This is a genomic window from Candidatus Poriferisocius sp. (assembly GCF_965219815.1).
Taxonomy (GTDB): Bacteria; Actinomycetota; Acidimicrobiia; order Acidimicrobiales; family Bin134; genus Poriferisocius.
Window position 1 is genome coordinate 2869939 of the sequence record NZ_OZ244791.1, and the last position, 21786, is coordinate 2891724.

Consider the following 21786-nt stretch of genomic DNA (forward strand, 5'->3'; position numbering starts at 1 on the left):
CCGATGCCGATAGCCAAGGTCCGGGATCTCGACCTCTACTTCGAGCTGCACGGCTCGGGGCCGCCCCTGCTCAACATCAGCGGCAGCGGGGGCGACCTGCGCATGACCGCCCCCGAACTGAACCCACTCAACGCGTCTTTCTCCGTGGCCCACTACGACCAGCGGGGCCTCGGCCAAACCTCCACGCCGCCGTTGCCCTGGACCATGGCCGACTACGCCGCCGACGCCATCGCCTTCTTGGACTTCTTGGGGTGGGATTCAGTCCCCGTTGTGGGCACCAGTTTCGGCGGGATGGTGGGTATGAACATGGCCGTGCTTCATCCGGGGCGGATCAGCAAGCTGGTGCTCAACTGCACCTCCCCCGGCGGCCCCGACTACAGCTCCTGGCCCTTGCACACCCTGGCCGACCTCGATCCCGACGAGCGGGGCGAGGTGGCGTTGGAGATCATGGACACCCGCTATGAGCGGGGCGGTCCTCTTCCCCCCGGCGTAGAAGTGTTCGTGGCCAATGCGCGCCCCGACGGCCCCGCCCTGCCGCTCGAAACCCCCGGCGCGCTCGGCCAGCTTGAAGCCCGCAGAGGCCACGATGTGGTTGACCGTCTCGGCGAGGTCGACGTGCCCACCCTGGTGTGCGCCGGTATCCACGACGGGATCGCCCCCATCCGCAACAGCGAACTCCTGCGCGACCAAATCCCCAACGCCCGCCTGGCCACCTTCGACGGCGGCCACATCTTCATGATGCAAGACCCCACCGCCTACCCAACCATTCTGGAATTCCTTACCGAAGACTGAGCAGCCGGTTTCGCTCTACCGTGTTTGTGTGAATCGGGAGCGGGCGCTGCGAACACTGGGGCTGGAGAAGGGGGCGCAGCCCGACGACATCAACCGCGCCTATCGGGCGCTGATCCGCCAAGCCCACCCCGATGCAGGCGGCACCACTGCGGTGGCGGCCCGCATCACCGAGGCATACCACTGGCTCCAGCGGGCTGGTACTGAGCCTCCCCCGACTCCGAAACCAGCTCCCCCACCCCAACCAACCCCTTCGGCGACCGACGACGCCTCTGTGCTGCTCCTCCCTCCAGGTGACGTCTTCGCCCGGCTGGTAGAGGCAGGACACCAGTTGGGCGAGGTGAGCTACATCGACCACGACGCCGGCATCGTGCAGATCACCTTCACCGCCCACAACGGAGTGGTCTGCCAGCTGGCAGCCACGATCGTCCCGATGCCGTCCCGGGCCAGGCAGGCCGAAGCCAGAGTCGAGTTCACCCTCGACCCATTGGCCAGTGGCGAGGCCCCGCCCATCGATCAAGTCGTCGCCCGATTCGCCCGCATCTTCCAACGCACAAGCCTCTAGCTCAAACTGTCACCGGTCGTCCGTAGAGTGATCGGACCATGTCGGCTGTTGCCCCACCTTCTGAGCGATGCAGTGCCATTGCCCAGCCCGCGCTGTGGAGCATGCAGGAGCCAATCGTGCTTGAGCTGGCCCCTGAGCGGGTGGACCTGGGCGGCGAGGCATGGGTCGACACGATGACCGGCTTCGTCCGGGGCGGCGACACTCTGTTGGACAAGCTGGTGAAAACGGTCCCCCTTTCCACCGGAAGACGGCCCATGTACGACAACATGGTGGATGTCCCCCGGCTGTCGAGCCACCTCCCCACTGACGTTGTGGGCGCAGCCGCACCCGTGATCGACGACATCGCCGTGATGCTGGGTGCCCGCTACCGCAAGGCCTTCACCCGAGTGGGAATCAACCTCTACCGCAACGAAAGCGACAGCGTGGCCTGGCACGCCGACAAGATCGGACGGATCATGCACCAGCCCGTCATCGGCCTGGTGTCGCTGGGTGCGGCCCGCCCCTTCCTGCTCCGCCCCCTCGGCGGCGGCAAGTCCCGAAAGTTCGTCCTCGGCTCCGGCGACCTACTGGTGATGGGCGGCAACTGCCAGCACCACTTCGAGCACTCCGTCCCCAAACTCACCCACGCCACCGCCCCCCGCCTCAGCATCATCTTCCGCCACGAATCTTCAAAAGGGAGCCTCTGAAAATGTCGAACCGCCAAGCAGAGTTCTTCTCCTCGGAAGCTCATGAGCGTTTGCGAGCACTGACCAACGATCAGTCATCAACCTTCCGCCCTGGGCAACTTGAAGCCATAGAGCAGTTGGTATTGCAGCGGACGAGAGTTCTCTTGGTGCAGCGAACTGGTTGGGGGAAGAGCGCGGTCTATTTCATCGCCACACGGCTCTTGCGCGATAGAGGTGCCGGTCCCACACTGTTGGTATCTCCATTGTTGGCATTGATGCGGAACCAAATCGAAGCCGCTCTGCGCATGGGGGTCCGGGCGACCACCATCAACAGCTCCAACCAGGAGGAATGGGAGGCGGTCTATGCCGCAATTGACTCTGACCGGATCGACGTCCTGCTGATCTCACCAGAGCGGCTGGCCAACCGGGATTTCCGTACTGAGCACCTGCCGTCGCTGGCCCGGCGCGGTGGCCTGCTGGTGGTCGACGAAGTCCACTGCATCTCGGATTGGGGACATGACTTTCGGCCTGACTACCGCCGAATCAAGGGAGTCTTGGACTTACTGCCACGAAGTATCCCCGTGCTGGGCTGCACCGCTACTGCCAATGACCGGGTTGTGGACGATGTAGCCGACCAGCTTGGGAATGAACTCGTGCGCATTCGTGGCCCCCTTGGTCGCGAGGGGCTCCGGCTCCGCGTCTACGAACCAGCACATCAGCAGATGCGGCTGGCGTGGCTGGCTGAAACGATTCCCAAGCTGCCCGGAACCGGCATCGTCTACTGCCTCACGATCCGTGACGCTGACAGAGTTGCAGCCTGGCTTTCGTCCCAGGGAATAATCGCCGTCGCCTACTCGGGCGATTCTGACAATGACCGCCGATTGGAGATCGAGCAACAGTTGCTAGGCAACCAGGTGAAGGTCGTCGCAGCGACTTCCGCACTGGGCATGGGATTCGACAAACCCGACCTCTCCTTCGTTATCCACTACCAGGCACCGGGCTCTCCGATTGCCTATTACCAGCAAGTAGGGAGGGCTGGGCGGAATCTGGCCGATTCTTGGGGCATCTTGCTCCAGGGTTACGAGGACGCTGACATCCAGAACTACTTCATCGACTCGGCGTTCCCCACCATTGTCCAAGCCCATGAGATTGTTGGACTGCTGGAGCAAACGGCAAGCCCCTTGAAGCTCACTGAAATCGAGCGGGTTGTGAACGTCCGACGGTCGCGGCTTCACCAACTCCTGAAGATTTTGGAGGTCGATGACGCGGTCGAACGCGTCCCTGCTGGTTGGCAGCGGACACTTCAACCATGGAGCTACGACAGTGAGCGGGTCGAAGCGGTAACTGCCCTGCGGTGGGGGGAGCAGTCTCAGATGGCCGAATATGCCAGCACTGGACAATGCCGAATGAACTTGCTCAGGTCGTACTTGGACGATCCGCATGCGCATCCTTGTGGTATCTGCGACAATTGCCTGTCAGACCACAGAAAGCTCGGGGCGGGTTCCCAAGCCGTTCAGGCCGCAGTGGACTTTCTGAGGGAATCAGCACTCTCAATAGAACCCCGGAAGCAGGTCCCAGGCGAGGGCAGGATCCCCACGGATCAACGCTGTGAGCCAGGTCGCGTGCTGGCCCTCTGGCGTGATGGGGGTTGGGGAGCACTCGTCCAAAGGGGAAAGGCCGAAGGACACTTTGACGATGAGTTGGTTGATGCTTCGGCGGACCTGATCCGAAACCGCTGGAAGCCTGATCCTGCACCGACCTGGGTGTCCTATGTCCCCTCCCGCAGGCATCCTGCACTTGTCCGAGATTTGGCCCAACGCATCGCCCAGGAGCTGGGGCTGCCGTGCCATGATGCAGTTGACACAGCCCAAGACACCCAGCCGCAGAAGTTCATGCAGAACAGCGCCAAGCAATACGCAAACATCAAGGATGCATTCAGGATTGTCCCGGATGTTCCTTCTGGGCCCGTACTGTTGGTGGACGACATCGTGGACTCCCGGTGGACGTTCACAGTGATTGCTGCTCAGCTTCGGCGATCTGGTGCCAGACTGGTTTATCCGTTCGCCTTGGCAGATACGGCGGGAAGGTCGGCGCGTGACTGAGTTCGGACGAATCGGGTGCGGAGGTGCAGCAAACCAGGACTCGTTGGCTGCACTGTTGCTGACCAGCAGGCTGGCTTCGGAAGGGGTCAAGCCACTTACTTCTGCGGAGTACTGGCAACAATCTGAACTTGCCAGCCGACCGAGCGCGCTCCTTGAAGCACCCCCTGAAACGCTGTGCGCCATGCACGGTCTTGCGGAAGAGATGGCTTCCAGGATTGCCGCCCTCTTCGATCGAGCTATCGCGATGGCCTTTGAGGTCGACCGCTTGATGCAATCTGGCATTCACACCATCACTCCGTTTGATGAGCACTATCCATGTCTGTTCAGGTATCGGCTGAAGGAGAAAGCCCCGGTGGTGCTACACGCTGCTGGCCCCCTTGATCTCTTCGAACGCCCAGGTCTCGGAGTGGTCGGAAGCCGAGATATTGGCGAAAAAGGCGCTGAAGTCGCCAAGGGCGCGGCCCGGTTGGCTACCCGGCTGGGTTTGCCGGTGGTTTCCGGCGGTGCTCGGGGAGTGGATCAGCTGGCCATGAACGCGGCTATTGGGGAGGAGGGTGCCGCGATCGGCTTTCTGGCCGACTCGATGGAACGCCAACTCAAACGGCCGGACAACCGACGGGTGATCCTCGATGGCCGTGCTCTGTTATGTACTCCCTATAAGCCCGACGCCCGTTTTACTGCGGGGACAGCCATGGGACGGAACAAGCTCATCTATGCCGGTTCGTTGACCACACTGGTCGTGGCCAGCGACATCGAAACCGGCGGGACATGGGCGGGCGCGGTCGAATCGCTCAAACACGGTTTCGGACCGGTCGCCATGTGGCGGGGACCCGGTGAAGGTCCAGGCAACGAGCGTTTGGAACAACTGGGAGCCATGCCGGTCGGCTCTTTGGACGAGTTGGGAGACTTGCTCATCAAGGCACTGGACAAGCCGATGCCTGACGGACAGCAGACGCCACCTGAAGGAGAGGCTCGGCTTCCGTTCCCTCCAGGGTTCAGCAATCAGGGCTAAACGCGCTAGGAACTGGCGACGAGTCAGCTCAGGTTGAATACGGTTCTGATGCCGATGCTGGCTCGGAGGTCTTCTAGGCCGGCGTTGATCTCGTTTATGGGGCGGCGGGCTGTGATCATGGGCTCGAGGTCGAGGCGACCGTTTTGCCACAGGGCTAGCAGGCGGGGGACTTCTCGCTGGGAGTTGCAGCCGCCGAACAGACAGCCCAGCAGCTTCTTCTCGGCGGTGAGGTACATGACTGCGGGATTGATGGTCACAGTGTGCTCCAGGGCGGGCGCGCCCACCATCACCGTGGTGCCGCCGTTGCGGGTGGCGGCCAGGCCCGCCTCCACTAGCGGGCCAGCGCCGGCGGCGTCGAAGGCGTAGTCGGCGCCGATCCCCTTGGTGGCTTCCTGCACGTGGGCCACCACGTCGGTCTCATTTGGATCGAGCAGATCAGTGGCTCCAAATGCCACGGCGGCGTTGCGGCGATCGGCCACCGGGTCGGAGGCGAAGATACGCGACGCGCCGGCCAGGCGGGCCCCCTGCACCACCGACATGCCCACGCCGCCCAGGCCCATCACCAACACGGTGGCGCCCTCCTCCACCTTGGCGGTGTTGAGCACTGCGCCCACACCAGTCTGGATAGCGCATCCGATCACCGCGGCCACTTCCAGGGGCACCTCGGGGTCGATCTTCACCGCAGCGGTTTCGGCTACCAAGGTGAGTTGGCCGAATCCGGCGACTCCCAGGCCCCGGTACACCGGCTGGCCGTCCATCGTGAACGGAATCGAGCCGTCGGGCATTGTTCCCATGAACATCGACGCCGCCGACGCGCATAGCGTCATCTCCCCCCGCACGCACCAATAGCACGTCCCGCACGGCCCGAACGGCGACAGCATCACATGGTCACCCTCGGCCAGGGAGTCCACCCCGGGACCCACCGCGTCGACGATCCCAGCGGCCTCATGGCCCAGGATGATCGGGGTCATCATCTCGGGGGCATCGATCATGGTCAGATCGGAGTGGCACAAGCCGCAGTGGGTGACCTGCACCCGCACTTGCCCCGGTCCGGGGTCGACGCAATCCACATCGGCCATCACCAACGGCGTGGCCGGCGATGCCAAGAGCGCTGCCTTCATGGAAACCTCTCTTTTGGGTTTATTTCTTGCCGGCCCTCCAGCCGGTGGTGGCACCGGAGACCATGCCGTAAGGGCCTGACGGCCACCGGAAGCAGTCCACCATGAGCTGGTCTACTTCTTCCCGGCTGGCCACACCTTCGGCCACCACCGCGTTGGCCTCTCGGATCATGGCGCCGTACACCCGGTTGGTGACGTAGCCCCAGCTCATGGCCGAGTCCTTGATCACCACGGGGTTCTTGCCCGCGGCGGCGGCCAGGCGGCAGATGGTCTCGGTGGTCTCGTCGGAGGTTTGCGGTGCCCTCACGATCTCGGCCAGCTTCATCACCGGCGGCGGCGATGCCCAGTGCCAGCCGATCACCCGATCGGCCCGGTCGGTGGCCACCGCCAGGGCCTGCACCGGATACCCGCTGGAGTTGGACGCCAGAATGGTGTGGTCGGGGCACTCCTTGTCGAGGTCTTTGAACAGCTCGATCTTGAGGTCCAAGCGCTCGGGGACGGCCTCGATGATCACATCGACAGCCGCAGCCGCATCTCGGTCAGTGGTGAAGTCGATGCGGCCCAGCGCAGCTTCAGCCTCGGCTTCGGTCATCTTGCCCCGGGCCACTGCTCCCTGGATTCCGAACCGGCCCTCGGCCACCAGACCGGGCGCGGCCGCAACGATGTCGGGATCGATGTCGAAGGCCACCACGGGATGGCCGGCGATGGCCATCACCTGCGCGATGCCCGAGCCCATCACCCCCGAGCCGATGACCCCGATTTTCTCTGCGCCGGCGACAGGCTGTCCCTGGTTGGCGACCAACTGGCTGTCAGCGGTCACGACAGATGCACGCCGAACCAGGCCGCCATACGGGACCAGCCGTCGGAGGCAGCGTCGGCGTTGTACGACGGGCGCTCGTCGCACAGGAACCCGTGGTCGGCATCGGCGTAGCGCACGATGTCGGTGGGCTGGGAGTTGCCGTCGAGGTCGGACCGAAGTTGCTCGACACCCTCGACTGGGATCATGCCGTCGAGGTCGCCGAATAGGCCCAGCCACGGGCACTGGAGGTCGCCGTGGCGGTCGGCCAGTTTGGGCTGGCCCGGGGTGAACCCGTCGGTCACGATGGCCCCGCCGTAGTAGGTGACCGCCGCGCCCACTGGGCGGCTGATAGCCGTCAGGAAGGTGACCCGGCCGCCCATGCAGAATCCGGTGATGCCCACCTTGTTGGACGGGATCCCCTGGTCGGCCAGATAGCCGAGAGCGGCATCCACGTCCATCAGGGAGTGGGAGTCGAGGAGGTTGCCCATCATCTCGAATATCTTGTCCATCTCGTCGTAGCCGGCCAGATTGTTCTCGTAGCGGTGATACAGATCGGGGGCTACCGCCAGATAGCCCTCGGCCGCCATCCGTCGAGTCACATCCTCGATATGGCTGTTCAGCCCGAAGGCCTCCATGATCACGATTACCGCGGCCCTCGGCTCGCCATCGGGGCGGGCAACGTACAGCCTCATCGGGCCATCGGCAGTGGAGAGTTCTAGGTTCTCGGTTTGCATGGCAGCCGATGGTAGTTCTCGGTTCGGCCAGTGGCCTATTGGTCAGGACGGGGAGCATAAACGGGATCGGAGCGGTCTCGGCTGCCCCGCAAGAAGCGCTCATCGAAAGGACGGAACTGCTCTTCTCGCACCCATTCCGTGGTGGCCACCCGCCGTTGGATGAGCCAAGGTCCGCCGCCTCGCCGGCACAAGTCGTCAATGAAGCGGAAGCCCACCGACAGGTTCAATTCCGGCGGCCCTCCCTCAGTCCAATGCCGGGCGATGCCGTGGGCTTCGGAGCGAGCCCATTGCACAGTGCCCCCATCGGCAGAAGTTGCCAACTCCGGGTCGACTTCCACGAACACGTTCAACACGTTGTGGACCGAGCCGGTGTAGCGACGCAACAGGCGCTCGCTCCACACCAGATACTCGTCCACAGTGCCCTCGAAAGTGCCGTGGGAATCGGTGGCGTCCAGGTGGTAGCACGAGCGGACCAGCTCCATGTCGAGGCGGTCCACCCCCCGGCAGTACCGATACAGCAGTTCGATGATCTCTTGCTTGGACAAGAGTTCGGCAAGCTGGGCCTGGCTGTCCACAGCCGCCATTCTGCCCTGCCAGCAGGCTGTCGGTCTGGTTAGACTCAGCATCGAGTTGGCAGCGAACCCCGAACCCGAGGCCTCTTGGCATACCGACCCATTCGGGCGCCATGACGCCCGATGGTGGGATGGCACAAAATGGACTGAAAAGGTCCGCGACGGAGAGCAACCCGGCATAGATCCGCCTGGCATCGCAGTGGCCCCCCGGGCAATCCCCCTTAACGAGCCAGCTCCGCCCATCCCCAGCCGGCGAATGATCCGCCTCTTCGGCAAACGGCTACCCGGGGCCATGCTGCTGGCGTCAGTGGCCCTCGTTGCCGTGATCGTGCTGGTAATCGTGGTGGCGGTGCTCATCTGAAGGGCCCCGAGCTCTCAACAACTCCTTGATCGACATCTCCCGGTAGTGTCCTGGCCGTGGCAAAACGAGAGATCATCTTGCACGAGTACGTCGACATCACGGGCCAGGCGGCGTGGCCCTACATGGAGCACATCAAGATCCAGAACCGGGACGCCCGGGTTGGTTTCGAGCTCCTGGGCACCTGGTACACCATGGGGATCACTGCCCGCTGGCCTCAGGTGGTGAACCTGTGGGACTCGGGGGGTTGGGACGGCTGGCTCGAGCGGGTGGATCGCCTCAACCTCAAGCGGAAGTCCAACGACCTGCTCGACGAATGGTGGGAGGAGGCCTACAAACTCCGCACCGGAGGCTACGACCGAGTGCTGGGATCAGTACCCGAATCGCCCCCACTGGCATCGGTGCTCGCCGGTGAGGTGCGAGGCACCCTGTACATCCACGAGTTGACCGAAGTGCGGCCGGGATCAGCCCGCGATTATCTGGCCGCCATGGCTGCCGACTACCTGCCCGCCGCCGCCGACTACGGCTACACCTGCATGGGGCTGTGGGAGGTGCTGCACCACGACTATGAGGTGTGCACGGTGTGGGCCGCTTCCCCCGAGGCCTATATTCGACTGAACAAAGCGGCCGACGCGGCCGGCGGATTCGACGAGGGGGTCGACGGCGACGACCGGCTCGTGGCGTGGCGGACCACGGCCCAGCAGTACACCACCCGCTTTCGGGAGGAGCTGATGACCCCAGCCCCTGGCACGCTCACCGGCCCCCAGGCATACGAAGACGACACCTATATCAATCGGCCATAGGCATCAAACGGTCATAGGCAGAGAGGAGCACCAACTATGCGGGGCATCTTGTTCGACGGCGAGGGCGCGGTTGTGGTCGATGGGCTCGGGGTGACCGATCTCGAACCCGATCAGGTTCGAGTGCGGATCGGTGCAGCCGGGGTGTGTCACTCCGACGTGTCGGTGATCAACGGGACCTTCGGGCAGATGTTCTCCCCGCCATTCGTGATGGGCCATGAGGGTGCCGGCCAGGTGGTGGCGGTGGGCAGCGATGTGACAACCGTGGAGGCCGGTGATCACGTGGTAATCGCCACCATCGACAACTGCGGACGCTGCTCGGTGTGTGCCACTGGCCACCCCACCTTGTGCCAGACCTCCAAACTCGGCGCGGCCATCGCCAAGCGCAACGAGACCGGCGAGGAGCCCGGCCCCGGCGACTTGCCCGCCTACTTCACCTACCAGGGCGAGGAGATCATGGGCTTCGCCAACACCGGCGTGTTCGCCGAGGAGGTTGTGGTCGGTCAGGGCCAAGTTGTGGCCATCGATAAGAGGGTGCCGTTCACCAGTGCCTGCCTTATCGGCTGTGGCGTGCTCACCGGCACCGGCGCCATCTTCAATCGGGCCCAGGTCTACCGGGGCGACTCCGTGGCGGTGATAGGTGTGGGGGGCATCGGCCTCAACGTAATCCAGGCCGCCCGCATCGCCGGGGCTACCAAGATCGTCGCCGTCGACAACAACCCCGCCAAGGAGGGATTTGCCCGCCAATTCGGCGCCACCCACTTCGTGGACTCCGGCCAAGACCCGTCAATCGAGACCGTGCGGGAGATCACCGCAGGCGGGGTGGACTGCTCGGTGGAGTGCGTGGGCAACACCTCGCTGATGATGGACGCGGTGGAGATGCTGCGCCCCGGCGGCAGCATGGTGATCTTGGGAGTGGCGGGCATGGACTCCCGGATGGAGCTCGCCCCGTTCAAGCTCTACCAGAACAAGTCGATAATGGGCTGCCGCTACGGATCAGCCCGCCCCGCGTTCGACATCCCCGCCCTGGTGGACTTGTATCTCGACGGCCGGCTGCTGCTGGACGAGTTGGTGTCGGCCACCTACGACCTAGCCGAACTCGACAAGGCGTTCGACGACCTCGAGGCCGGGAAGCTGGCCCGAGGCGTGCTCGATCTGAGTTGATTCTCAGGCCGCTCGGTACTCCCGAGGGGCCCTGGATCCCTAGGCTGCCGGCGTCTCGGTGATGTCGGCGTCGAGGTCCAGATCGAAGTATTTGGCCGGGTTCTCCAGCAGCACCTTGCGGGAGATGGACTCGTCCACCTTGGTGAAGTTCTCTTCGATGAACTCCTGGGAGTCGGGGAAGGAACCCACCGAGTGGGGGAAGTCGGTACCCCACATGATGTTGTCCCACGGGATGATGTCGACCATGTCGAACACCACCGGATCGCGGATCACGCTGAAGTGGAAGTGGTCGAGTATCTGCTCGCTGGGCTTGCGCTCGTAGCTCACCTTGAACCAGTCGCCGAACAGGTCGTAGTTGTCGTCCATGAAGTAAAGCGTGCCGGGCAGCCAGCTCGCGTTGGTCTCGGCGAAGTAGAACTTGATCTCGGGGAACCGCTCCAGCACGCCGGCGGCGATGAGCTGGGCCATGCAGTACACCGGGGAGTGGCTGCCGGCCCGCTGTACCAGTGCGCTCGCCCAGGGACTGTCAGACGTTCCCTTGGCCGCCGATTGGAGCGGGGCCTGCCCCGCCCCGAAGCCGAAGTGGGGGGCCAGCTTGAGACCAAGCTCCAGGCTCTTCTCCCAGAACCGGTCGTCCACCGGATCGGCGTAGGGAGAGCCGTTGGGGAAGTTGTAGAACGCCACCGATGGCAGTCCCGCCTCCGCGACAAACTCCAGTTCCTCCACCGCGTGGTCGATGCCGGTGATGGGGGTTACCGCGTTGCCGATGAGCCGGTCGGGGGCCACCGAGCAGTAGTCGTGGGCCAGGAAGGTGTTGTAGGCCCGGATCATGGAGCGGTACACGTCGGGATCCTTGATTCCTTCGAGGAATCGGCTGGCGAACACCGGCGGGAACAGCACCTCGGCATCGATGCCGTCGAGGTCTTGCTCCCGGAGGCGCTGCTCAGCGGGACCAGCCCCTTCAGCCGGGCTGCCGTCGGCGTTGAAATAGGTGCCGCCGGAGAACTTCACCTTGTCGCGCCCGGCGATGTTCTGGCCGTTGCGAAGCAGCGGCTGGCCCTCGATCAGCCACCCCTCTCCCCCCTCGGGGAGGTGGATCAGACGGGGTGCCCGATCCTTGTATTGCTCGGGGACATACTTCACGAATACATCGGGCGGCGTCTCCACATGCCCATCAGCGCTGATTACCTTGTACTTTCGGCCCATGAACGGAGCTTATTCGCGTCAACCAGAGTCCAAGAAAGCGGGACGGTTCAAGAGCGTGACCAAAAAGACCTGGATTGCTCTTGTCATGGCTCTGGTGTTGGTGGCAGCGGGCTGCTCCTCCGACGACGACGGCGCTCCGGCCGCGGTCCCCACGGAGGCATCGGCACCCGAACCCGCGCCCACACCCGCTCCCACCGAGGCGCCTGCTTCCCCGCCCGCACCTACCGAGGCACCTGCCCCTGATCCTGAGCCAACCTCGGTAACCACACCTGAGCCCACGCTCGCACCAACCCCGGCGCCCACACCAGCCCCTACGCCGGAGCCCACGCCTGAGCCGCCGGTCGCGCTCACCGAATTTGGCGAGTTTCCCGTGGGGGTCATGACCCTGGAGCTAGGCGAAGAATCCGGCGAGCAGCCTCTTTCTGTTTGGTACCCCTCCGATGCGGACACAGTGGCCGGCATGGAGACTGAGATCTATGACTCTGCCCAAGCCATTCCGGCTGCATTTCGAGCCCTGATTCCCGACAGCATGCAAAGCGCAGTTGAGACCAACTCCTATCGCGACGCACCGCTGGCCGACGGTAGCCCCTATCCGGTGGTCATCTACAGCCACGGATACGGCGGTCACCGTGACGTTGCCATCTTTTTGACCACCCATTTGGCCTCGCATGGCTTCATAGTCGCATCACCCGAGCACATCCACAGGAATCTGCCCGCCCAGGCGTTTGGCACCGCAGAGTCCAGCCCCGAGAAAGACCAAGCCGACATCGCCAATACCCTGGCTGCGCTGGAATCGGCATTCGGGGGCGCCGTCGACACCGCCCGGGTGGGAGTGATCGGCCACTCCGCCGGGGCCAGTACCGCACTGGGCGCATTGGCCAACGAGTCGGTCTTGGCCGCCCTGCCGTTGGCTGGAGGCGGTGCGGTTCCCCCCGAGGGGGCAGACAAGCCGATTCTGGTGGTGGTGGCTGAGTTGGACATCACCGTGCCCACCGACAGGAGTCTGGCCAGTTACGACTCAGCCCCTGGACCCAAGACCTTCGTAAACCTGGCTCAGGCCGGCCACAACAGCTTCACCGACAGTTGCCCCGTCATTCTCGCCGGAGGCGGCCTGGGCATGCTCGAGCCTCTTCTTGGCGCGGAACAAGTAGCCCGGGCCGAAGACGGGTGTACTCCGGAAAACGCTGACCCCTTGGACATGCAGGCGGCCCTCGAGCACCTGGCAACGTCATTTTTCCTGGCCAATCTGACCGATCGGCTCGACGTCGGGGTCACCCCCGAGTTTGCCGATCTCATCGACGGTGTCGAACTGGCCGACTACCGCCAGGCTGGCTGAGAAAAGGGAGCCAGGCTCAGTCCAAGCCGAGGTGGCCTCGGACAAAGCGTCGGTAGCCAGCCGCACTCCAGTTGTCATGGTCTTCGCCCCAGCCAACCGCGTCGCCAAACGTCCATTCGCTGAGGCAGTTCCACGTCCACAGGTTGGGATTCAGGTGTACGCCAATCCTGTTGACGGCCCGACTTGTCGCTTCAAGGTTGCGGCCTAGCTCATCGGTGGCCGTGATCCGCACCACAGTGGGAGCGCCGGTGCCGGGGTCGCGCTCCAGCACGCCGCGCCGACCCTGTCCGGGCACCAGCCGGGAGTACTCGCCGTCGCACAGGTAGTAGCCGTGGATGACGGTACAGTCGGGGTCGTCGCCCTCGCCGTAGGCCATGGTCAGGGCGTGGAACCCGTCGGTGTCCGAGGCGGTGGCGTAGCTATAGCCGCCCCGAACCGCGCCATGCAGGGTGGCGCCGAACTGGCTGCGCGGCCCCCACGACCGGTCTCTCATGCCGTAAGCGTCCACCTCGTACACGTCATCGCCCAGCCGAATGGTGCCCTGGTAGCGACCCGGTTGGTCCAAATGGCCGTCGCCCAGATAGTTCGGCGGGCACACTGCTGTGAAGGTGAGGTCCACCTCGGCCTCCCCGTCGTCTTGGCATAGGAATCCGATCCGGTACTGCTCCAGAGGCTCGATCACCTGGTAGCGAATGCCGTTGGGCAGCTCGATGTCGCTCAGCGGCTGGTCGGGCAAAGGCAAGTGCCAGAAGTTCTTGGCGTAGCGGCAGTTCCAGATCTGGTCGCCCCCGGTGTCCCAGAAGAAGGCTCCGCCGGACGTGATCCCCTGGTTGGGCCGGAAGAACGGATAGAGCTGCCCCGACAGCTTGTGCTCGGGGGCGGCAAAGGTGAACCAGCAAGTCTCGGTCCAATAGGGGTCGTCCGACGTTGGTGGGTGGAACTCGTCGTCGGGGTGGGTGGCAGGGTTGGAGGACATGGGGTGCCATGCTATGGGACATGGCCCTCGGCCCCTACGATCTGGTGCTCAGCTCGGGCACGCTGGACAACCCGCCGATTGAGGTGCTGGTGGAGGCCGCCGTGGCCGGGGGATTCGCCGGTTTGACCTTGTGGCCCGCGGTGTACCCGGCCGATCAGGCTTTGGGCGAGCGCATCCGCGATGCCGGGCTGGCCGTGGCCGACATGGACGCCGTCATTGTGTGGGTGGGCCCCGACGACCCCGGCGGGCCGTATTACGAGGAAGCCCCCCGAGAGACGGTGTTCGAGGCGGCTGCCGCTCTGGGCGCTGCGGGGGTGAACTCGCTGTTGGTGTGCGCGGGATCAGCGACCAGAGAGCAAGCGACCGAGGCCATGGCTGATCTAGCCGACCAGGGTGCTTCCGTCGGGGTGGATGTGTTCATGGAGTTCAGCCGCAGCCGGCCCATCCCCGACCCTCGCACCAGCGCCGAGGTGGTGGCCGCCACGGGCCGGGCCAACTGCGGCCTGACGGTGGACTTCTGGCATGTGCATTACGGCCCCGGCGATTTCGCTGACTTTGATTCGATCCCCGGATATCTGGTGGGGGCCATCCAACTCAACGATGCTCCCGCCGATGCTCCTGACGACCTGGGATGGGCCACCCGGTACCGGCGCTGTGTTCCCGGCGAGGGGGTTATGGACCTGGCCAGTGCGCTGAGGATTATCCGGGCTGCCGGATCTGGCGCGCCGGTGACTCTGGAGGTGTTCGACTCCGACCGGTTGGAAGCTATGGGGCCGGTGGGATTCGCCCGGCTGTTGGGCGACGCCACCCGCCGGGTGCTAGACGAGGCCCGCGGCTAGACGCCCACCCGGATCGAGAGGCCCGCGGCCCGGTAGACCGCGTCGATGAGTTCCATCGTCTTGATCGACTCCGACGGGGGATACAGGTTGGGGCCACCTTCTTCCACGCAGGCCCGAAAGGCTCGGAGCTGGCAGGTGTAGGTGGCCACCGGCTGCGCGGCCTCGTGGTGGATGGTGTTGCCATCGTTGTCGGTGACGGTGAGGCCGCTCCCCCACATGGGGGCTAGCGGGTTGTCTATGAGCAGTCGCCCCTCGGCGCCGGTCACCACCACCTCAGCCCGAAACTCGAAGTCGAACGCCTCGGGGTCTATGTCGTCAGGGTCGCCCAACTCGGCCTTGCGGTCGGTGCCGGTGAACTCCGAGAGCATGGACGCGGTGGCCCCGCTATGGCGATAGCTCAGCTCGGCGGTCATCTTCCGGTCGATGTCCGGGGCCATCTCCTCGCACTCGGCCCGCACCACCTCAAGCTCCCCGAAAGCCCGCAGGTTGCTCAAGGCATACGAGCCAGTATCCATGAGGGCGCCCCCCGCCAGGTCGTAGCGATAGCGGATGTCGTCGGGACCGTGCATCGAAGGAAAGACCATGGCCGCCTCCACGTGGCTTACCTCCCCCACCGCACCATCGGCCACCAACTCGATGGCCCGTTGGGCTTGAGGGTGGAAGCGCCAGTGATAGGCCTCCATCACCACCAGCCCGGTTTCTTCAGCGGCCTCGGCCACTTGGCGAGCTTCGTCGGCGTTGGCGGTGAACGGCTTTTCCAGCAATACCGGCTTTCCCGCCTCTAGTGCGGCAATGGTCCAGCGGGCGTGGTGGGAGTTGGGCAGCGGGTTGTACACCGCGTCGATCTCCTCTGAAGTCAGCAGATCGTCGTAGCTGTCGAACACCAGAGGAATCCCATGCTCATCGGCATAAGCCCGAGCCCGCTCCGGATCCCGGGCCGCCACCGCGGCCACCTCCACCCCGTCGACTTCTTTCGCCGGCTCAATGAGCCCCATAGGCCCAATCCACGCCGCCCCCAACATGCCCAGTCTCATAGCCGGAGGATAGAGAGATCAGGCTGCGAACGCCGCTTTGAGGTCGGGAGCCAGTTCAGGGCGGCAGATCAGGATGCCCCACTGGGCGAGGTCGCGACGGTTGTAGCGCAGCGGGGAGCCGTCGAGGTGGGAAGCGTGGAGACCGGCGGCCACCGCGACGGCCACGGGGGCGCAGGTATCCCATTCGTAGAGGCCGCCGGCGTGAACCCAGGCGTCGGCCTCGCCAATGACCACGGCCATGGCCTTCACGCCGGCGGAACCCACGCCGTACACGTCGGCGTCGAGGTGGCGGGCCAGACGGTGGCTGTCCCACCTCACCCGGGAGCGGGACATCACCACCAGCGGTCGCTTTCGATCAGAGTCAGCGGGAGGCCCGTCAGCACTCATCGTGCTGAATGTGCGGCCCCAGGGAGGCACAGAGACTGCTCCGGCCGCCGGTTCGCCGTTCACTGCCAACCCGACGTGGACTGCCCAGGTGTCGCTCCACTGGTCGGCATAGTCCGACGAGCCGTCCAACGGGTCGACAATCCACACCCGTTCGGCGTCCAAGCGGGCGCCGTCGTCTCGCCCTTCCTCCGAGAGCACAATGTCGTCGGGCCTGAACTGGGCCAGCGCCCCGGTGAGATAGCGATGGCTGAGCTGATCGCCCGCCATCTCCCGGTGGAGGTAGCCAGTTCGGGATTCCTCCATCTCATCTGACAGGGCCTGGAGCTGTTCTCCAGCCTGCTGGGCTAACCAGTGAGCCAGCTCGTGGTCACTCGGTTCCGAGGTATCGCTCACGGGGCCAGCACAATCGGCCGCCAGTCGAGAACAGGAACCGGTTCAGCACCGCCTCGCTCGGCTTTCACAATCACGGTGAACGCCAGCAGACGGCCATTGGACACCGGATGCGCGGCGTCGAGGGTGGCCGACACATCTACCACGTCGTCTTCGAACACCGGGCCGGTGTGATCGCAAAGGTGCCAGCCCACCACGGTGGCCGCGGTGGGCAACAGGCGCACCAGCCCAGCCTGGGCCAATCCCACGGTGTGCCCGCCGTATACCAGCCGCTTTCCTCCCTGACCCAGCGACGCATCCCTGTGCGGCGGGGCCAAGTTTTGGGTGAGCCGCACCAGTGCTGGGGCGTCGGTGACCGTGTCGCGCAGTGGGTCGCTCCGGGTCTCTCCAATCAGCCACTCCTGGGGTGTCCCCAATGGGGACAGATCCCAGTCGAGCGGAGCGGCCTCGGCAAATGGGGCCATGTCGAGCTCTTCGGTGGTGCCCCCTAAGTCATCGTGGTGGCCGGTAGCCGCATCAGAGCGGCGGCGGACCAGCGCGCACCGTTCGAAATCCAATACAAGGCGCCCTTGATCGTCGACCGTTTGCATGCCGAGCAGCACCAAGCCCCGGGGCGGTCGGTCAGGGCGGGCGGAGGCCTCTCGCAGACCTCGAACGGTCACCGTCGTCGTGAGAGTCTCCCCCACTCGCACCGTGCGCAATGGCCGTACCCCCCGGTAGAACAGGTTGGCCACCACTTTGCGAGTGGCCACGGTGGATTGGCCGATGGCCACTTGCAACACCAGCGCGGGGTTGACCACTGATCCGGGTTGCCCGGTAATGGCCTCAGCCAACGGACGGCTCAGGCTGATGGCCAAGGGATCGCCGCAAATTGCCTGGTAGGCGGCAGCCTCGCCCGGTCCGATGGTGATACCCGGAGCAGGGTCGAGCGACTGGTCCACTTCAAAGTCCTCGAACCAGGGACCGTCTCCTGCCGGTGCAACCACGCTCCGAAGTAAACCACGCCAGCCACTGGTCACCTGAACCGGCTCCCATTGTCCATTAGGTTCGGCCCATGCCAGCAGCTGCACCCGACGAAGTCCCAGCCATCATCGAGGTGGCCATCAACGGAATCACCAGCCCAGAAATCAATCCCAACGTGCCCTTGAGCCCTGAGGCCATCGCCGCCGATGCTCTGGCCTGCTTCGACGGCGGCGCGGCCATCGTCCACACCCACAACCACGACATCAGCCTTACTGGCCGCGATGCCGCCGACCCCTACATCGAGGCTATGGCCCCGGTGCTAGCCGCCCGTCCTGACGCCCTGTGGTACCCCACGCTCACCTCAGGGGACCATCAGGCCAAGTACGCCCACATGGCCATGATCGCCGATGAACTGTCCCTGCGAATGGTGGCCGTGGACCCCGGCTCCACCAACATCGGCGGCGCCGGGCCCGACGGCCTCCCGGTGGGCGGCACCTACAAGAACGACTACGCCGAGATCCGGGCCAGCTTCGACTTGTGCCGCGACAACGGCTGGGCCCCGGCGATGGCCATTTACGAGCCCGGATTCCTGCAATGCGTGCTCACCTACCACCGCGTCGGCCAGTTGCCTGCGGGCTCGATGGCCAAGCTCTACTTCGGTGCCGAGTGGGGGCTCTCCCGCCGCTCCAGGGGGGTCACCTTCGGGTTGCCCCCAACCAAACACGCCCTGCTGGCCTATCTAGACATGCTGGAGGGCACCGACATCTCCTGGTCGGTGTCGGTGTGGGGCGGCGACCTCATGGCCACCCCGGTGGCCCGGCTTGCCCTAGAGATGGGCGGCCACCTCCACGTGGGCATCGAGGAGTTCTACGACCCCGACCGCTCCCCCACCAACCAAGAGCTCTTGGCTGAAGCCGTGGCCCTGTGCAACGAGGTCGGCCGCCCTGTGGCCACCTGTGACGAGACGGCCGAGATGCTGGAGCTGCCCTAGCGGCCTAGACGCAAGTGTTCTCCATTGCCCCGAGACCCTCGATCTCGGAGCGGATCACATCACCGGGCTTGAGGTAGAGACTTCGGGCATGGCCTACCCCTCCGGGGGTGCCGGTGAAGATGAGGTCTCCGGGGTGCAGGGTGAGGATGGTTGACAGGTATGCCACCATCTCGGCCACTGGGCGCATGAGGTAGCTGGTGCGGCTGTTCTGGCGCAGCTCGCCGTTGACCTCACAGGAGATGGCTAGATCGTCGGGGTTGTCCACCAAGTCGGGGCTCACCAGTGCAGGGCCGATGGGGCCAAACGACTCCCGTGACTTGCCCAGGGAGAACTGAGGCGGGGAGGCCGCGGTCTGCAAGGCCCGGTCGGAGATGTCCTGGCCGATCATCAGCCCGGCTACCCGGTCCCAAACCTGAGCCTCGTCCACCGCACGGGTTTCGATGCCGATCACCACAACCAGCTCGCATTCGTAGTCGCAGTGTTCGCCCACCAACTTCACCGGAGCGGCCGGCCCAACCAGGCAGGTGGGGAACTTGGTGAATACCACCGGTGCCTCACTGGCCGTCCGGCCCATGGGATCGACCCGATCGATCTCCTCGATATGGTCCCGGTAGTTCAGCCCGTAGCCGAACACCTGCTGTGGGTTGGGCACCGGGGGGCCTAGCTCGGCTGGGCTCAGCTGACCGTCGGGCACGCCCCGGTTGGCCCAGAGGCGGTGTAGATCGTCAATGTCGGCCAAGGCGTCCATCGGATCCATGCCCATCGCCCAGAAGTCGGCGCCGTCCAGCAGCACCGCCTCTCCCGCCCGGTTTGCCAATCGATAGCTCATCGCCAGTCCTTAGAGAGCTAGAGCGCGGCGGCCAGCTCGACCGCTGACTTCATGGCACCCTCCAGGAAACCGGGCTGAGCGCAGTCGCCCACTGCATGCACCTCGGCACCCGCCGCCCGCAGCTCGTCGGCCAGCGACGTGTCTGGAGCGAGCTCGGAGGTCACAACCACCAGATCAGCAGGTGTCATCTGCTCGGCACCGTTGGAGCGCCACACCACCCCTTCATCGGTGATCGCCACCACCTGCGCGGCGGTGACCAGGTTCACCCCTGCTTGGCCGAGGTCGTTGACAACCCGCCAGCGGCCAGGGAGCCCCAGAGAAAAGCCGAACGCCGGACCCGACTCGATGAGCGTTACCTCGGCCCCTTGGTGGTGGGCGGTCTCGGTCACCCCGATGCCGGGCAGGTCTCCGCCCAGCACCGCCACCCGGGCGGCATCCAATGAAGCGCCGTCGAGAAGCCAAGGAGCCAAATCGTCCACCCCCCACACCTGGGGGCCGTCGATGCCGTCCACATCGGGACGGCCCCACCGGCCGCCCACCGCGACCACCACTACATCGGGCGAGAGCGCGCTTGTCGCGGATGCGTCCAGACGGGTGTCGAGACGCACATCCACTCCGAGCTGATCGAGCTGGTGCTCGAACCAATCCATGAGCTCGGCGTTCACGTCGCTGGTGGCCGAGGCCAGCGCCCATCGGCCGCCCAGCCGATCAGATGCGTCGGCCAGGATCACCTCATGGCCCCGCAGGGCGGCCACCCGGGCGGTCTCCATGCCCGAGGGCCCTCCGCCTATCACCAGCACCTTTCTGCCTGCCGCCGCGGCCTCGGCGGTGAGCTCGTCCTCCCGGCCCAAAAAGCCGTTGCCCGCGCACCGAGTTCCCACCCGCAAGAAGATGTTGCCGATGCAGCGGTAGTGGTACACGCAGGGACGCACATCGTCGGGCTGGCCCGCGGCCAGCTTGTTGGGCAGATCGGGGTCGGCCAGGATCTTGCGGCCCATGGCCACAAAGTCGAACTTCCCATCGGCAATGTGCTGGTCGGCAGCTTCGGGGCTGATCCGTCCCACGGCAATGATCGGCACGTCCACCTCGGCTTTGACCGCGGCCGCGTTGGGCACCAGCAACTCGGGCACGTGAGGCCCATAGGAGTCGGTGGGCCCGGTGGCGATACCCGGATCGTGGTAGGCCGACACGTGGATGGCATCGGCCCCCGCCGCGGCCGCCACCCGGGCGTTGTGCAGGGCATCGTCTAAGACGATGCCGTCAATGCCCACCTCGGTGCTGTTGAGCCGCACCCACACCGGGTAGTCGTCGCCCACCCGCCGGCGGATCTCAGTGAGGATCTCCTCCAGGAAACGAGCCCGGTTCTCTACCGACCCGCCGTATTCGTCGTCTCGGGTGTTGATGGTGGGCGACAAGAAGGCGTCGATGAGGTAGCCGTGGCCACCGTGCAGCTCCACCGCGTCCACTCCGGCCTCTCGGGCCCGCACGGTGGCTGCCGCGAATTGGTCGATAACCGTGGCGATGTCGTTGTGGTCCATCACCCGGTAATGGGGGTTGGACGTGGGCGCCATGAAGGGCTCGGCCATCATGGCCCCTTCTTCGGCGGTGACCATCCCGTAGAGGGGGTCGACGGTCATCGGCCCCGGCTCCGACGGCACCCACATAGGGCGCCCGGCCATGGTGTCCTGAAGACCCATCTTGCCGGCGTGGGTGAGCTGCATGGCGATCTTGCCGCCATGGTTGTGGACCCGATCGGCGGCCCGCTTCCACGATGGGATGAACCGGTCTTCGGAAATGGCGGTCTGGCGCTTGTTGGAACAGCCCACCGGATGGGCCACGCCCACCGAGCCCAGCATGACCACGGCCATCCCCCCTTTGGCCCGGGCCTCCAGGTAGGCCGCCTGGTCGTCGGAAACCTCTCCGTTCTCGTCGCCCAGCTCCTCCCCCATCGGGGCCATGATCAGCCGGTTGCGCAGCTCCAAAGTGCCGATGCGCCCCGGTGACAGCAGATGCTCGTAGCTCATAGATGCTCCTAGCTCATTGATGCTCGTAGCTCATGGCCCCATCATGGCCCATTGTTGGCAGCCCGGTCAGAACCAAAGAGCCTCTGCGACTGTTGGCAACCGCCACCGGAGGGTTTATAACTGCTACCCGGCA

Annotated in this window: 22 protein-coding genes; 11 read left to right on the forward strand and 11 right to left on the reverse strand. The window is 65.0% G+C overall.

Annotation, left to right across the window (positions count from 1 at the left end):
* The first annotated feature begins 3 nt into the window (after positions 1–3).
* The 5 genes from ACOQPI_RS13775 to ACOQPI_RS13795 are packed head-to-tail and all read left to right on the forward strand — an operon-like array spanning position 4 to position 5133.
* On the forward strand, positions 4–792 hold the full coding sequence (locus tag ACOQPI_RS13775) for an alpha/beta fold hydrolase (protein WP_420620194.1): 789 nt from the start codon (positions 4–6) through the stop codon (positions 790–792).
* 28 nt (positions 793–820) lie between these two features.
* The gene (locus ACOQPI_RS13780) at positions 821–1354 is read left to right on the forward strand and encodes a DnaJ domain-containing protein (protein ID WP_420620195.1); all 534 of its coding nucleotides are present in this window, start codon (positions 821–823) and stop codon (positions 1352–1354) included.
* Positions 1355–1392: 38 nt separating this feature from the next.
* Complete coding sequence (locus tag ACOQPI_RS13785) at positions 1393–2040, forward strand: alpha-ketoglutarate-dependent dioxygenase AlkB (protein WP_420620196.1); 648 nt, start codon at positions 1393–1395, stop codon at positions 2038–2040.
* 2 nt (positions 2041–2042) lie between these two features.
* Positions 2043–4121, forward strand: a complete 2079-nt coding sequence (locus ACOQPI_RS13790) for a RecQ family ATP-dependent DNA helicase (RefSeq protein WP_420620197.1) — start codon at positions 2043–2045, stop codon at positions 4119–4121.
* Positions 4114–5133, forward strand: coding sequence for a DNA-processing protein DprA (locus tag ACOQPI_RS13795; protein WP_420620198.1), 1020 nt, complete (start codon positions 4114–4116; stop codon positions 5131–5133). The genes ACOQPI_RS13790 and ACOQPI_RS13795 overlap by 8 nt, the downstream gene beginning before the upstream one ends.
* Positions 5134–5156: 23 nt before the next feature.
* On the opposite strand, the gene ACOQPI_RS13800 is transcribed toward ACOQPI_RS13795, so the two are convergent.
* The 4 genes from ACOQPI_RS13800 to ACOQPI_RS13815 are packed head-to-tail and all read right to left on the reverse strand — an operon-like array spanning position 5157 to position 8368.
* Positions 5157–6254, reverse strand: coding sequence for a Zn-dependent alcohol dehydrogenase (locus ACOQPI_RS13800; protein ID WP_420620199.1), 1098 nt, complete (start codon positions 6252–6254; stop codon positions 5157–5159).
* Between the two features lie 19 nt (positions 6255–6273).
* Entirely contained in the window at positions 6274–7071 is a 798-nt protein-coding gene (locus ACOQPI_RS13805) for a 3-hydroxyacyl-CoA dehydrogenase family protein (protein ID WP_420620200.1), read from the reverse strand.
* Positions 7068–7784: a dienelactone hydrolase family protein gene (locus tag ACOQPI_RS13810; protein WP_420620201.1), complete on the reverse strand. Its 717-nt coding sequence runs from the start codon at positions 7782–7784 to the stop codon at positions 7068–7070. The genes ACOQPI_RS13805 and ACOQPI_RS13810 overlap by 4 nt, the downstream gene beginning before the upstream one ends.
* 35 nt (positions 7785–7819) lie before the next feature.
* Positions 7820–8368 carry a nuclear transport factor 2 family protein gene (locus tag ACOQPI_RS13815; protein ID WP_420620202.1) on the reverse strand — a complete coding sequence of 183 codons (549 nt, stop codon included), beginning with the start codon at positions 8366–8368 and terminating at the stop codon, positions 7820–7822.
* A gap of 46 nt (positions 8369–8414) precedes the next feature.
* Here ACOQPI_RS13815 and ACOQPI_RS13820 point away from each other — a divergent pair, with 46 nt between their 5' ends.
* From ACOQPI_RS13820 to ACOQPI_RS13830, 3 genes are read left to right on the forward strand one after another with little or no spacing between them, the layout of a single operon-like run.
* The gene (locus ACOQPI_RS13820; RefSeq protein ID WP_420620203.1) at positions 8415–8717 is read left to right on the forward strand and encodes a DUF2510 domain-containing protein; all 303 of its coding nucleotides are present in this window, start codon (positions 8415–8417) and stop codon (positions 8715–8717) included.
* Positions 8718–8773: 56 nt separating this feature from the next.
* Positions 8774–9517: a hypothetical protein gene (locus ACOQPI_RS13825; protein WP_420620204.1), complete on the forward strand. Its 744-nt coding sequence runs from the start codon at positions 8774–8776 to the stop codon at positions 9515–9517.
* A 36-nt stretch (positions 9518–9553) separates the two neighbouring features.
* Positions 9554–10678: a zinc-binding dehydrogenase gene (locus ACOQPI_RS13830; RefSeq protein WP_420620205.1), complete on the forward strand. Its 1125-nt coding sequence runs from the start codon at positions 9554–9556 to the stop codon at positions 10676–10678.
* A gap of 39 nt (positions 10679–10717) precedes the next feature.
* Here the strand turns inward: ACOQPI_RS13830 and ACOQPI_RS13835 are convergent, their stop codons facing one another.
* Complete coding sequence (locus ACOQPI_RS13835; protein WP_420620206.1) at positions 10718–11884, reverse strand: amidohydrolase family protein; 1167 nt, start codon at positions 11882–11884, stop codon at positions 10718–10720.
* Between the two features lie 55 nt (positions 11885–11939).
* Between ACOQPI_RS13835 and ACOQPI_RS13840 the strand changes: the two genes are divergently transcribed.
* On the forward strand, positions 11940–13220 hold the full coding sequence (locus ACOQPI_RS13840; protein ID WP_420620207.1) for an alpha/beta hydrolase family protein: 1281 nt from the start codon (positions 11940–11942) through the stop codon (positions 13218–13220).
* 16 nt (positions 13221–13236) lie between these two features.
* On the opposite strand, the gene ACOQPI_RS13845 is transcribed toward ACOQPI_RS13840, so the two are convergent.
* Positions 13237–14196 carry a hypothetical protein gene (locus tag ACOQPI_RS13845; protein ID WP_420620208.1) on the reverse strand — a complete coding sequence of 320 codons (960 nt, stop codon included), beginning with the start codon at positions 14194–14196 and terminating at the stop codon, positions 13237–13239.
* Between the two features lie 8 nt (positions 14197–14204).
* Here ACOQPI_RS13845 and ACOQPI_RS13850 point away from each other — a divergent pair, with 8 nt between their 5' ends.
* Entirely contained in the window at positions 14205–15035 is an 831-nt protein-coding gene (locus ACOQPI_RS13850; RefSeq protein WP_420620209.1) for a sugar phosphate isomerase/epimerase family protein, read from the forward strand.
* Here ACOQPI_RS13850 and ACOQPI_RS13855 read toward each other — a convergent pair.
* From ACOQPI_RS13855 to ACOQPI_RS13865, 3 genes are read right to left on the reverse strand one after another with little or no spacing between them, the layout of a single operon-like run.
* A complete protein-coding gene (locus tag ACOQPI_RS13855) occupies positions 15032–16069 on the reverse strand; it encodes a Gfo/Idh/MocA family protein (RefSeq protein WP_420620210.1) in 1038 nt (345 codons plus the stop codon). The genes ACOQPI_RS13850 and ACOQPI_RS13855 overlap by 4 nt on opposite strands.
* An 18-nt stretch (positions 16070–16087) precedes the next feature.
* Positions 16088–16849, reverse strand: coding sequence for an inositol monophosphatase family protein (locus ACOQPI_RS13860; RefSeq protein WP_420620211.1), 762 nt, complete (start codon positions 16847–16849; stop codon positions 16088–16090).
* A complete protein-coding gene (locus tag ACOQPI_RS13865; protein ID WP_420620212.1) occupies positions 16846–17832 on the reverse strand; it encodes an acyl dehydratase in 987 nt (328 codons plus the stop codon). Before ACOQPI_RS13865 ends, ACOQPI_RS13860 begins: the two co-directional genes overlap by 4 nt.
* Before the next feature lie 68 nt (positions 17833–17900).
* Between ACOQPI_RS13865 and ACOQPI_RS13870 the strand changes: the two genes are divergently transcribed.
* Complete coding sequence (locus tag ACOQPI_RS13870) at positions 17901–18800, forward strand: 3-keto-5-aminohexanoate cleavage protein (protein WP_420620213.1); 900 nt, start codon at positions 17901–17903, stop codon at positions 18798–18800.
* Between the two features lie 4 nt (positions 18801–18804).
* Here the strand turns inward: ACOQPI_RS13870 and ACOQPI_RS13875 are convergent, their stop codons facing one another.
* Both ACOQPI_RS13875 and ACOQPI_RS13880 read right to left on the reverse strand, forming a co-directional pair.
* The gene (locus ACOQPI_RS13875; RefSeq protein WP_420620214.1) at positions 18805–19629 is read right to left on the reverse strand and encodes a fumarylacetoacetate hydrolase family protein; all 825 of its coding nucleotides are present in this window, start codon (positions 19627–19629) and stop codon (positions 18805–18807) included.
* A 17-nt stretch (positions 19630–19646) separates the two neighbouring features.
* Positions 19647–21653: an FAD-dependent oxidoreductase gene (locus tag ACOQPI_RS13880; protein WP_420620215.1), complete on the reverse strand. Its 2007-nt coding sequence runs from the start codon at positions 21651–21653 to the stop codon at positions 19647–19649.
* Positions 21654–21786 lie beyond the last annotated feature (133 nt).

Bases quoted from the DNA above. Each gene is read 5' to 3' on its own strand.
- ACOQPI_RS13845 (WP_420620208.1), bottom strand. From the start codon at position 14,196: ATGTCCTCCAACCCTGCCACCCACCCCGACGACGAGTTCCACCCACCA.
- ACOQPI_RS13870 (WP_420620213.1), top strand. From the start codon at position 17,901: ATGCCAGCAGCTGCACCCGACGAAGTCCCAGCCATCATCGAGGTGGCC.
- ACOQPI_RS13855 (WP_420620210.1), bottom strand. From the start codon at position 16,069: ATGAGACTGGGCATGTTGGGGGCGGCGTGGATTGGGCCTATGGGGCTC.
- ACOQPI_RS13850 (WP_420620209.1), top strand. From the start codon at position 14,205: ATGCTATGGGACATGGCCCTCGGCCCCTACGATCTGGTGCTCAGCTCG.
- ACOQPI_RS13810 (WP_420620201.1), bottom strand. From the start codon at position 7,784: ATGCAAACCGAGAACCTAGAACTCTCCACTGCCGATGGCCCGATGAGG.
- ACOQPI_RS13875 (WP_420620214.1), bottom strand. From the start codon at position 19,629: ATGAGCTATCGATTGGCAAACCGGGCGGGAGAGGCGGTGCTGCTGGAC.
- ACOQPI_RS13785 (WP_420620196.1), top strand. From the start codon at position 1,393: ATGTCGGCTGTTGCCCCACCTTCTGAGCGATGCAGTGCCATTGCCCAG.
- ACOQPI_RS13830 (WP_420620205.1), top strand. From the start codon at position 9,554: ATGCGGGGCATCTTGTTCGACGGCGAGGGCGCGGTTGTGGTCGATGGG.
- ACOQPI_RS13880 (WP_420620215.1), bottom strand. From the start codon at position 21,653: ATGAGCTACGAGCATCTGCTGTCACCGGGGCGCATCGGCACTTTGGAG.
- ACOQPI_RS13835 (WP_420620206.1), bottom strand. From the start codon at position 11,884: ATGGGCCGAAAGTACAAGGTAATCAGCGCTGATGGGCATGTGGAGACG.
- ACOQPI_RS13775 (WP_420620194.1), top strand. From the start codon at position 4: ATGCCGATAGCCAAGGTCCGGGATCTCGACCTCTACTTCGAGCTGCAC.
- ACOQPI_RS13815 (WP_420620202.1), bottom strand. From the start codon at position 8,368: ATGGCGGCTGTGGACAGCCAGGCCCAGCTTGCCGAACTCTTGTCCAAG.
- ACOQPI_RS13790 (WP_420620197.1), top strand. From the start codon at position 2,043: ATGTCGAACCGCCAAGCAGAGTTCTTCTCCTCGGAAGCTCATGAGCGT.
- ACOQPI_RS13800 (WP_420620199.1), bottom strand. From the start codon at position 6,254: ATGAAGGCAGCGCTCTTGGCATCGCCGGCCACGCCGTTGGTGATGGCC.